6 protein-coding genes are annotated in these 10,011 nt (G+C 61.0%); 3 read left to right on the top strand and 3 right to left on the bottom strand.

Annotated elements, in window-relative coordinates; all coding sequences use genetic code 11:
- Nucleotides 1–177 precede the first annotated feature (177 nt).
- The 3 genes from ACTO5E_RS03740 to ACTO5E_RS03730 all read right to left on the bottom strand — a co-directional run bounded on the left by ACTO5E_RS03740 (nt 178) and on the right by ACTO5E_RS03730 (nt 3,543).
- The gene (locus ACTO5E_RS03740) at nt 178–684 is read right to left on the bottom strand and encodes a hypothetical protein (RefSeq protein ID WP_482301683.1); all 507 of its coding nucleotides are present in this window, start codon (nt 682–684) and stop codon (nt 178–180) included.
- A 1-nt stretch (nt 685) separates the two neighbouring features.
- Nucleotides 686–1,078: a DUF4430 domain-containing protein gene (locus tag ACTO5E_RS03735; RefSeq protein ID WP_482301681.1), complete on the bottom strand. Its 393-nt coding sequence runs from the start codon at nt 1,076–1,078 to the stop codon at nt 686–688.
- Between the two features lie 1,190 nt (nt 1,079–2,268).
- Nucleotides 2,269–3,543: an L-cysteine desulfidase family protein gene (locus ACTO5E_RS03730; RefSeq protein ID WP_482301680.1), complete on the bottom strand. Its 1,275-nt coding sequence runs from the start codon at nt 3,541–3,543 to the stop codon at nt 2,269–2,271.
- 651 nt (nt 3,544–4,194) lie between these two features.
- Here ACTO5E_RS03730 and ACTO5E_RS03725 point away from each other — a divergent pair.
- From ACTO5E_RS03725 to ACTO5E_RS03715, 3 genes are read left to right on the top strand one after another with little or no spacing between them, the layout of a single operon-like run.
- Nucleotides 4,195–4,560 carry a response regulator gene (locus ACTO5E_RS03725; RefSeq protein ID WP_482301678.1) on the top strand — a complete coding sequence of 122 codons (366 nt, stop codon included), beginning with the start codon at nt 4,195–4,197 and terminating at the stop codon, nt 4,558–4,560.
- On the top strand, nt 4,557–7,118 hold the full coding sequence (locus ACTO5E_RS03720) for a response regulator (RefSeq protein ID WP_482301677.1): 2,562 nt from the start codon (nt 4,557–4,559) through the stop codon (nt 7,116–7,118). The genes ACTO5E_RS03725 and ACTO5E_RS03720 overlap by 4 nt, the downstream gene beginning before the upstream one ends.
- 49 nt (nt 7,119–7,167) lie before the next feature.
- Nucleotides 7,168–9,867 carry a DegV family protein gene (locus ACTO5E_RS03715; protein WP_482301675.1) on the top strand — a complete coding sequence of 900 codons (2,700 nt, stop codon included), beginning with the start codon at nt 7,168–7,170 and terminating at the stop codon, nt 9,865–9,867.
- Nucleotides 9,868–10,011 lie beyond the last annotated feature (144 nt).

The raw sequence follows: 10,011 nt of genomic DNA, 5'->3' as shown, positions 1-10,011 counted from the left end.
TTTCTATGTTTACCTAACAGCTATTGGTGTACTTGTGGGCTGTACCGGCCCTGTTTGTGGCGACACAATCTACCGCGCCCAGGGGAAGTAGCCCCGCAGTCAAAAAAAGGCCCGGCGGCGGGTATCGTTCATACGGCAACGACATGCCCGCCGACCGGGCTGGTTTGTTTTATTTCGTCACGCGCCGCCGGTGCGCCGCAGGCGTTCCAGCACCCGCCGCAGGGGGCGGTACAGCACCAGCATCAGCAGAAAGTTGCCCCCGGCGTGTATGGCGTCAAAGGGCAGGCCCGCCAGCGTCCAGGTGAGCATCATCTTCGGCCCGCCTATGGGCAGGTATGCCAGCGAGCACAACGCCCCGAACCCCAGCCCGAAAACCCCTGCGGCCAACGCCCACTGCCAGGCCCGGTCCCAGCCGAACCGGCGCAGCAGCAGAGTCAGCAGGGCCAGCAGGGGCCAGATGTACAGGTACATGACCCACCACAGCCCAAAGCCGTACAGCAGGCCCTCTAAAGTCAGAAAGACCCCCACAGCCCCTAAGGCCGCCCCCCCGAACACCAAAGTGAACAGCATGACCAGCAGAGTCACCGGCTCAAAATTGGGCAGAAAGGCCATGACCTCTTTGGAGACCGTGAGCAGCACCCCCATCATGGCCGTGAGGCAGAGGGTGAAAAGGGGCCTGCGCATGTCAATAGCCCACGGTCAGGGTCAGGCCGTAAGCCGCCCCCTCTGTAATGGGGGTGGAGTCCACGCCGGTGGTGGCGGTCTCCCCGTCTACGGTGAGGGCCCACCACTGCTGAGCCCCGCTGTCGGCGGTCTCCCCGTCTACCGTGGTGACGAACAGGCCGTACTGGCCCTCCTCGCCCTCAATCAGCCCCTCCGCCGCCAGAGCGTCCCCCAGCATCTCCTTGTCCGAGCTCAGGTCAAAATTTTTCACCGAGCCGTCGGCATGGGTGACCGCCAGGGTAAAGCTTTTGACTTCTCCCCCGCTGCCGCCGCTTTTGCCGCAGCCGCCCAGGGCCAGGCAGAACAGCAGGGCGCACAGGGCCAGGGCCGCGAAGCCGTTGGTTTTTGTTTTCATACTGAAAAAGCCTCCTAAAAAATAATTTTTAGGCCGGCCTGACCCCCTCGACACGCGGGGTCAAAGAGCGCGGTTTTCACGCTCCTGCCGGGTCCGCTGAGCACCCGCAGCGTTCCCGGCGGCCCTCCGGGCAAGTCTTCCGGCTCGGACCTCTCTGCCCACCCCGCAGCCTTCCCGGCGCATAGCCAGTGGCCGGCCGACGGCCCCGGCCCCCTCTCCGGGCTGGAGGGGAGGGAGGCTGGGCTGGACGCGGCCGCGGGCCCAAGGGCCCGGCAGGGGGGACTCCGTCCACACGGCGGCGGGACCGCCAGGGATTCTCACACGCCCCGGGGGGCGCCGGCTGAAAGCAGGGCTTCAGCCGCCTGTTCCTGTCTTCGGTCTGCCGGCGGCTCCCACCCCCGGCAGACGACCTCGGAGTCCTAATTTTCATAGGATAGCATGGAAAAACGGAAATGTCAAGCGGGCCGCAGCAGGGAAAGCAAATAGCGCGAACTCTTGTGTGTTGAAACCTCTAAGGAAAGCAAATTACGCGGTCCAGGGGCGTTAGGCCCCTGGCAGAGTCCAGGGACAGAGTCCCTGGCCGCCGGAGGCGACCTTGACCTTAAAAAGGCGGCGCAGACAGCAAAGGAGCGAGGCAGAACCTCGCTCCCAAATCTCAGTAGAGAACGGGGCAGAGCTGCGCCGCCGCACTTAGCGCCTTTGACCGCAGGTCAAACAGCGGCCTGTACGCTGCCGGCAAATTCAGAGGAAAGGGCTTTATGTGTCCCCCCCCCCCCATATACCAAGACTGAAAAAGCTTTTCTTTCGGCAGACGGCGTGCTTCGTTCTTGCCAGGCGAACACGGAACAAAAAGATAATAAATATATTGAGTAATAAAAGGCCTCCGGGCGCAAAGGCCGCGCCCTACGGCAAGACCTTGTGGCTCCGCCCCAAACCCCGCAAGGGGCCTGACGCCCCTTGACCGCGCAATTTTGCATAAAGGCGTCTGTTTCGCAAGGGGGCTTTTTTGTCAAATTCAGAGGAAGGGGCCTTGTATGTCCCCCCATATACCAAGACTGAAAAAGCTTTTCTTTCGGCAGACGGCGTGCTTCGCTTTTGTCGGGCGAACACGGAACAAAAAAAAATAATATTTTTCTCCCAGGAGCAGGCAGAGAATGTCTACCCCTTGCACTATATAAAAAGGTATTCCCTCAGCAGCCCTCGCAGGTCATCATGCGGATAATCTCCTTGTCGGTGGAGGCCATGCCGTTGCGGGCCAGAGAGCACACGTTGAGAATGGTGGCCTCCACCCCTTTGGTGACAATGCCCTCGCCCCCAAAAAACTGGGCGTCGTGGCGCTGCATTTGCAGGCCCAGCAGACCCGCCTCCACTGCCGAGGCGATTTTTGCCGCGCAGCTGGGCTTGGCCCCGTCGCAGATCATCCCCGAGTTGATGGCCACCCCGTTGACAATGGTGTGGGCAATCTCACTCAGCCGCCCGCCCATCAGGTAGCAGACCCCCGCCGCAGCCCCGCACCCGGCGCTGGTGGCCCCGCAGTAGGCGGAGAGCTTGCCAATGCCCTCCTTCAGATGAATGGTGACCAGGTTGGACACCACCAGAGCCCGCAGCAGCTCCTGGTGAGAGGCCCCCATGTCTTCGGCGTACACAATCACCGGCAGAGACGCGGTGAGGCCCTGGTTGCCGCTGCCGGAGTTGATGACCACCGGCAGCTCGCAGCCGCTCATCCGGCTGTCGGACCCAGCGGCGGCCATAGCCTTGGCCCGGTTGTGCACCTGGTCCCCATAGGCGTCCAGCAGAATTCTGCCAATGCCCGCGCCCCATCTGCCGGTGAGGCCCTCTTGGGCCACGGCGGTGTTCAGGGCAATCTGCCGTTCCAAAGTGGGGGCCACCAGGTCCAGGTCCACCTGCCCGGCAAAGTCCACAATGCCCTCCACAGTCAGACCGCTGCAGGCTGTGGGCTCGGGGCCGGCCTCCTCATAGTCCTCCGCCGCCAGGGCCTCCCCGTCCCTCTCCACCCGAATGACATGGGTGTGGGAGCCGGCAATCTCCACAAAGGCGCTGTGCTCTCCCGCCCGGACCGTGACCTGGATATTCAGCAGCCACTCCCGCTGAGAGCAGCCCACGGCAATGGGGACCCTGTCCAGATACCGGCGCACCCGGGCAATGTCCTCCTCTGTGGCCTCCGAGATGACCTCCAGCTTTCTGCCGGCCCTTCCTGCGGCAATACCGGCGGCTGCTGCGGCGGCAATGCCCCGCAGGCCCTGGGTGTGGGGCACCACCACGCTTTTCACGTTTTTCAGAATATTGGGGCTCACCAGCACCTGCACCTGCCGGGGCGGCTCCCCCAGGGTCTCTCGGGCAAGGGCGGCGGCATAGGCCACGGCAATGGGCTCGGTGCAGCCCATGGCGGGCACCAGCTCCTCCTTCAGAATGCGCGCATATTGGTCGAGCATTTCCTTTGTCATAGGGCACTCTCCTCACGTCCCCCGCCGGACCGGACCGGAGGGATGAATTTTGTCTGATTCAATCAGAATTCTACTCGGAGAAGCGCTTCGCGCTTCAGGGCTTCTCCCTGTGTTCGGCAGAACACATTATATCATATTTTGTCGAGAGTGGCAAGAGGCGGCTCCCCTCCCCTGGGGGCATACTCGAAAGAAAGAGCGCATGACGGCGGGACGGCCCCAGGCGGCTTGGGGGCTTTGCCCTTAAAAACTCTGCCGCCATGGAAAAGGCGGACGACGCTTTTCGGAACGCTTCACCAAAGCCTTGCTTACAAACGCCTCGTTTTTGACACTCCTGAGACGCGGCCTGTCCTACCGCGCATTTCATTTGATGCACGGCCAGGGGCCTTTCAAAGGCGGGCCGGCGCGTCCGCCTGCCTCTCCCAGGGCCCCGGTTCTTCCCCGGAGCAGCCGGATGATATCCCCCCCCCGCATAAAATCCGGGAAAGGGACGCTCCCCCTCCCCTGCCCGGAGACGGAAGCTCCCCTCTGTTTTCAGGTCGGCGGGCATGTTTCAAAAAGGAAATATGAGCTTGATTTTCTATGGAGTTTCCCTTATAATATAGCCAAGTATGTTTGCTGAAAAATATCCTATCAAACAGGGAGGCAGTCAAATTGCAAAAATGTATTTTAGTGGTGGACGACGATGAGATGAACCTGAGCAGGACCAGGATCATTCTGCGGAAGGACGGCTATGACGTGCTTTTGGCAACCTCGGGCATGGAGGCCCTGCACATGCTGAAGCGGCACCATGTGGACCTGGTTCTGCTGGACATTGAAATGCCCAAAATGAACGGCTTTGTCACCTTCCGCCGCATGAAGGAGCAGGTGGGAGAGGTTCCCGTCATCTTCCTCACCGCCTCCGGGCTGGAGGACGACGTGGTCAGCGCCATTCGGCTGGGAGCGGTGAACTACCTGAAAAAGCCCTTCGAGCCCCAGGAGCTGCTCAGGCGGGTCGCCTTGGAGCTGGAAAAGCAATGAGGGCGGACGAACGGACAGGCATGCACCTGCTGCTGGCGGTAATTACCAGCGTCTTCAGCGGAATACTTAATTTTGTCACGGTTTTTATGGGGTGGGAGCTGTGGATTGTGCCCCTGATGGCCGCGGGCTGCTTGTGCGTGTGGGTCCTGCATATCGGCCGAATCGGCTCCAACACCCTGTACGAGACCCTGTGCGGCGGGCTGCTGCTGCTGCAATTCTTCTTTTTCAGCGTGCACGAGACCAGCCTTTTCGACATTCCCGCTATGGCCGGCATTATGGTCTTCTCGCTGTTTGTGCTCAACCAAAAATGGATTCTCCACGCCACGGCCGCCCTGTATGTGCTGGCGATGCTGTACCACGCCTTTATTCTGGGCACCATCACCCCCGCTATGGAGCCTCAGGACCTTTTGCGCCTGGCTTTGGGGGCCCTGGTGGTGTTTGGGGGCACGGCCTTGGCCCGATACTGGATTAACCGGCGCATGGCCCAGAAGAAGTGGTATGAGGGCCTGTTTGAGGAGATGCGCACCGTGGAAAAGCAGAACGCCGTGTTTTTGTCCAATGTGTCCCACGAGCTGCGCACCCCCATCAACATGGTCATCGGCATCAGCGAGGTGGCCCTGGGCAAAGAGCTGGCCCCGGACGTCCGCTCGGACGTGTCCTCTATCGAGCTGGCGGGAAAGCGCCTGTCCAGCCAGATCAACAACATGCTGGACTACACCGAGATTGTGGCCGGCACCCTGACCCCCGCCAAGGAGGAGTATATGATCACCTCGGTGCTCAACGACGTGATCACCTCCACCGCCCTGCAAACCAACCGCCAGCACCTGGAGCTGGTGTTTGACATTGACCCCAAGGTGCCCGCCGTTCTCATTGGCGACGCGGAGAAGATCTCTCATGTGCTGAAGATTCTGGTGGAGAACTCCATTAAGTTCACCGAGGAGGGCGGCGTGAACGTCCGCATCGGATACCGTCAGGAGGCGTATGGGGTCAACCTGGTCATTGACATCCACGACACCGGCATCGGCATGACCGACGCCCAGCTCACCAAAATGTACGACGACTTTTACCAGGCGGACAGCGGCAGCAGCCGCTTTGCGGGGGGCCTGGGGCTGGGGCTTCCCATTGCCCGGGGGCTTCTCAACGCCATGGGGGGCTTCATTCATTTTTCCAGCAAAACCAAGGAGGGCCTGCACGCCCACATTGTCATCCCCCAGAAGGTGGTGGACCGGCGTCCCTGCATTGCCCTGAACCACGCGGACCAGCTGTGCATCGGGTGTCTGTTTAAGCCCGACAAATACACCAGCGACGAGGTGAAGGGCTATTACGACGGGCTGATTCTCAGCCTGATGCAGGGGCTGGGCGTCAAGGGCTATCAAGCCCACAATTTTGAGGGGCTGCTCCGGCTGCAGCGCAGCTATGCCCTTACCCATGTGTTCATCACCCAGCCGGACTATGAGGAGAACCGGGTATACTTTGAGGACCTGGCCCAGACCCAGCGGGTGATTGTGATTGCGGACAGGGAATTTACCCTGGACAGCGAAAGCGGGCTGCTGGTGATCCACAAGCCCTTCTCCGCCCTTTCCGTGGCCAACCTGCTCAACGGCGAGCTGAGCGAGCGGGGCTTTGCCGAGGACCAGGCCGCGGGCCGCAGGCCCTTTACCTGCGTGGGCGTGCGCGCCCTGGCCGTGGACGACGAGGAGATGAACCTGGTGGTGGCAAAGGGCGTGCTGGGCACCTATGGCATTGAGGTGGAGACCTGCCTGAGCGGCAGAGAGGCCCTGGCCCTTTGCGAAAGCGAGAGCTATGACATCATCTTTTTGGACCACATGATGCCCGGCTTTGACGGGGTGGAGACCCTCAAGCGCATCCGCGAGCTGCGGGAGGGCATGTATCAGGACCTGCCGGTGATTGCCCTGACCGCCAACACGGTCAGCGGCGCGCGGGAGATGTTCCGCAACGAGGGCTTTACCGAGTTTGTCCCCAAGCCCATCGAGCGCACAGTGCTGGAACGGGTGCTGCGCAAGGCGCTGCCCAAAAGCTGCATTCAATACAGCCAGAGCCCCGGCCAGGACCCGGCCCTTCCGGACGCCGCCGCCGGGGACGGTCTTTTGCAAGCCCCCCCTCCCGCCCCTGTGAAGGCGGAGGAGAAGCCCTCTGCGCCCGCAGCGGACGCCGCCCCCCAGACAGAGCCCCAGGCTCAGGCCTCTCCCTTTGGGGCCCTGGCCCAGGCCGGGGTCAATGTGCAGCTGGGGCTGGACTACTGCGCCGGAGACGAGGACTTTTACCGGGAGATGCTGGGGATGTTCTCCGGCCAGGGCCAGGCCAAGCGGGAGGAAATTGCCGCGCTGTATGAAAGCGGCGACTGGCCCGAGTACGCCGTGAAGGTCCACGCCTTAAAAAGCACCTCTCTCACCATTGGGGCCGAGGCGCTCTCCGCCCAGGCAAAGGAGCTGGAGCTGGCCGGGAAAAGAGGCGACGGGGACTTTATCCGGGAACGCCACCCCGCCCTGCTGCAGGCCCACGCCCAGCTGTGCGGCCGGATTGCCGGCATCTTGTAACAGGCCCCTGCCGGCCCTGAATACCGTGTTGAAAGGGATGTAAGACTGTGTGATTAAAAAATGGTTTGAGATTATCAACGACCACCGCATCAGCCTGCGCGACCGGATGTTCCGGCTGGTAACCGTCACCTGCATGGCCGCGCTGATGCTCATCATGCCCATGGGCAGAAATATCTGGAACATTCTGGTGCTGGCAGTCAGCCTGGCTGCTATGGGGCTCATTGTCAAGCTCAGCATCCAAAAGGAGCGCATTCAAACCGGGGCCACGGCCATCACCGTTTTGCTGCTTCTGCTGTTTCCCGTCAGCTTTTTCTCGGCGGGCGGGTTTTACAGCGGGGTGCCGGAGTGGTTCATCTTCTGCTTCATCTATGTCTGCCTCACCCTGCGGGGCCGGCGCATGGCCGTGTTTTTTGTGCTGTGCATGGCAGAAACCCTGCTGTGCTATGCCGCCGCCTTTTATTTTCCCCAGCTGGCCGCCCGAAGCACCCAGCAGACCTCTTTTTTCGATTCCGCCTTATCCGTTATCATGGTGGGCTTTCTCACCAGCGTGCTGCTCATGTTTCTTAACCGGATGTATGAGGAGGAGAACAAGCTCTCTCAGCAGCAGAAAAAGGAGATTGAGGAGCTCAACCGGGCGGAGAACCACTTTTTTTCCAGCATGAGCCACGAAATCCGCACCCCCATCAACACCATCATCGGGCTCAACGAGATCATTCTGCGGGGGGACATTCCCGAGGACGTGGCCGAGAACGCCAGAAATATCCAGGGGGCCAGCAAGCTGCTGCTCACCCTGATTAACGACACCCTGGACCTGTCCAAAATCAAGTCGGGCAAAATGGAGATTGTCAACGTCTCTTACGAGACCGGGGCCCTCTTCTCTGAAATTGTCAACATGATCTGGATTAAGGCCAAGGAGAAGGGGCTGGAATTCCGGCTGCATGTAGACTCCTCTATCCCCAGTATGCTCTGCGGCGACGAGGTGCGCATCAAGCAGATTCTGATCAACCTGCTGAACAACGCGGTAAAGTATACCAGCGAGGGCTCGGTCACCCTGTCGGTGCGGTGCGAGCGCCAGGCCCTGAACCGGGTGCGGGTGTGGTATTCTGTAGAGGACACCGGCCAGGGGGTGAAGAAGGAGAACATCCCCTACATCTTCAACGCCTTCCGCCGGGTGGACGAGGAGCGCAACCGCTTTATCGAGGGCACCGGGCTGGGGCTCAGCATTGTGCAGCAGCTGGTGGAGATGATGGGCGGCGAAATCAGCGTGAACAGCGTTTACACCAAGGGCTCCACCTTTATTGTCCGGCTGGACCAGGACATTGTGGACGAGCGGGAGCTGGGCGCCTTTACCCTGGCCTCCCGGGCCAAAAGCCACGAGGGCGACCAGTATAAGCAGAGCTTTGAGGCCCCGGACGCCCATATCCTCATTGTGGACGACAACGACATGAACCTGATGGTGGTAAGCAAGCTGCTAAAGGACACGAAAATTCAGATTGACACCGCCAGCAGCGGCCCCGAGTGCCTGCGCCTGACCCAGAACCACCGCTACGACTGCATTCTTATGGACCATATGATGCCGGAGATGGACGGCATCCAGTGCCTGCACGCCCTGCGGGCCCAGCCTGTGGGCCTGTGCCAGGACGTGCCCGTGGTGGCCCTTACCGCCAACGCGGGCAGCGACAACCAGCAGCTCTACCGCAAAGAGGGCTTCAGCGGCTACCTGGCAAAGCCGGTCAGCGGCGCGCTGCTGGAGGCGGCTGTGCTGAGCATTCTGCCCAAGGAGCTGGTCCGCATCAACGAGGAGGCTAGCCAGTCGGACATTGAAAAGGACATTCTGATTTTCGAGCAGGTAAAGCGGCGCTCCATTCTGGTCACCACCGACAGCGTGTGCGACCTGCCCGGCTCCTTGAAAAGAAAGTTCGACATTGCCGTGTGCCCCTACTATGTGTGCACAGACGAGGGTCGCTTTTTAGACGAGCAGGAGCTGAAGGCGGACGAGCTGCTGATGCACATGGCGGAGGGCCGCACCGGCTTCTCTCAGGCCCCGGAGGTGGAGGACTATGAGCGGTTTTTCGCCGGCAAGCTCACCGAGGCCCAAAACGTGGTGCACATCACCATGGCAAAGCATGTGAGCGCGGGGTATCAAAACGCCTGCGAGGCGGCCAAGTCCTTTGAAAACGTCACGGTCATCGACTCGGGGCATCTCTCAAGCAGCATGGGGCTCATGGTGCTGTGCGCGGCCTACATGGCGGAGCGCCACGCCGCCAAAGAGGAGATCGCGGCCGCCCTTGAGCGGATGAAGCGCTTCATCTCCTCGGCCTTTATTATCAACGACACCTCCATGCTCCGCCAGGCCGGGCGGCTCTCCAAGCATATCCAGGTGCTCTGCGACTCGCTGCTGCTGCACCCGGTGCTGGTGCTGAGAAAGTCCCGCATGGCGGTGGGGGGCATGAAAATGGGGGGCTTCGCCCGCACGGCGAAAAGCTATGTCCGGCAGCTGCTGCTGGACACCCGGAACATTGACCGGCGCATTCTGTTCATCACCTACTGCGGCATGGATGAAAATAAGCTGCGGTATATTCAGGAGCTGGTAAAGCAATACTGTCCCTTCGAGCGGGTCTACCTGCAAAAGGCCTCCTCGGCCATTGCCAGCAACTGCGGCCCGGGCTCCTTCGGCCTGCTGTTTATGCGAAGGGACGACGCCGACGCCTCCTTCTTCCAGGCGCCGGACCAGGAGGTAGCCGGTTAGGGCTTGGTTGAAAACAGAGAAAACGACGTATTTTTGCCCAGCAGGGCCTGTAGCAACGAAGAAAGCCGAGAGCTGCGCGCGGCTCCCCGGCAAATCCTCCGGACCGGCGGTTTTTTTGACGCGGAAGGGGTCCGCTTTCGATGT

The sequence above is a fragment of the Acutalibacter sp. genome (assembly GCF_056800975.1).
The sequence above is the reverse complement of the archived record's forward strand: the minus strand, read 5'-3'. Positions and strand labels throughout refer to the sequence as shown.

What these genes read in the sequence shown, in the direction of transcription:
- ACTO5E_RS03740 (WP_482301683.1), bottom strand. Translation starts at nt 684, where the DNA reads ATGCGCAGGCCCCTTTTCACCCTCTGCCTCACGGCCATGATGGGGGTG.
- ACTO5E_RS03735 (WP_482301681.1), bottom strand. Translation starts at nt 1,078, where the DNA reads ATGAAAACAAAAACCAACGGCTTCGCGGCCCTGGCCCTGTGCGCCCTG.
- ACTO5E_RS03720 (WP_482301677.1), top strand. Translation starts at nt 4,557, where the DNA reads ATGAGGGCGGACGAACGGACAGGCATGCACCTGCTGCTGGCGGTAATT.
- ACTO5E_RS03730 (WP_482301680.1), bottom strand. Translation starts at nt 3,543, where the DNA reads ATGACAAAGGAAATGCTCGACCAATATGCGCGCATTCTGAAGGAGGAG.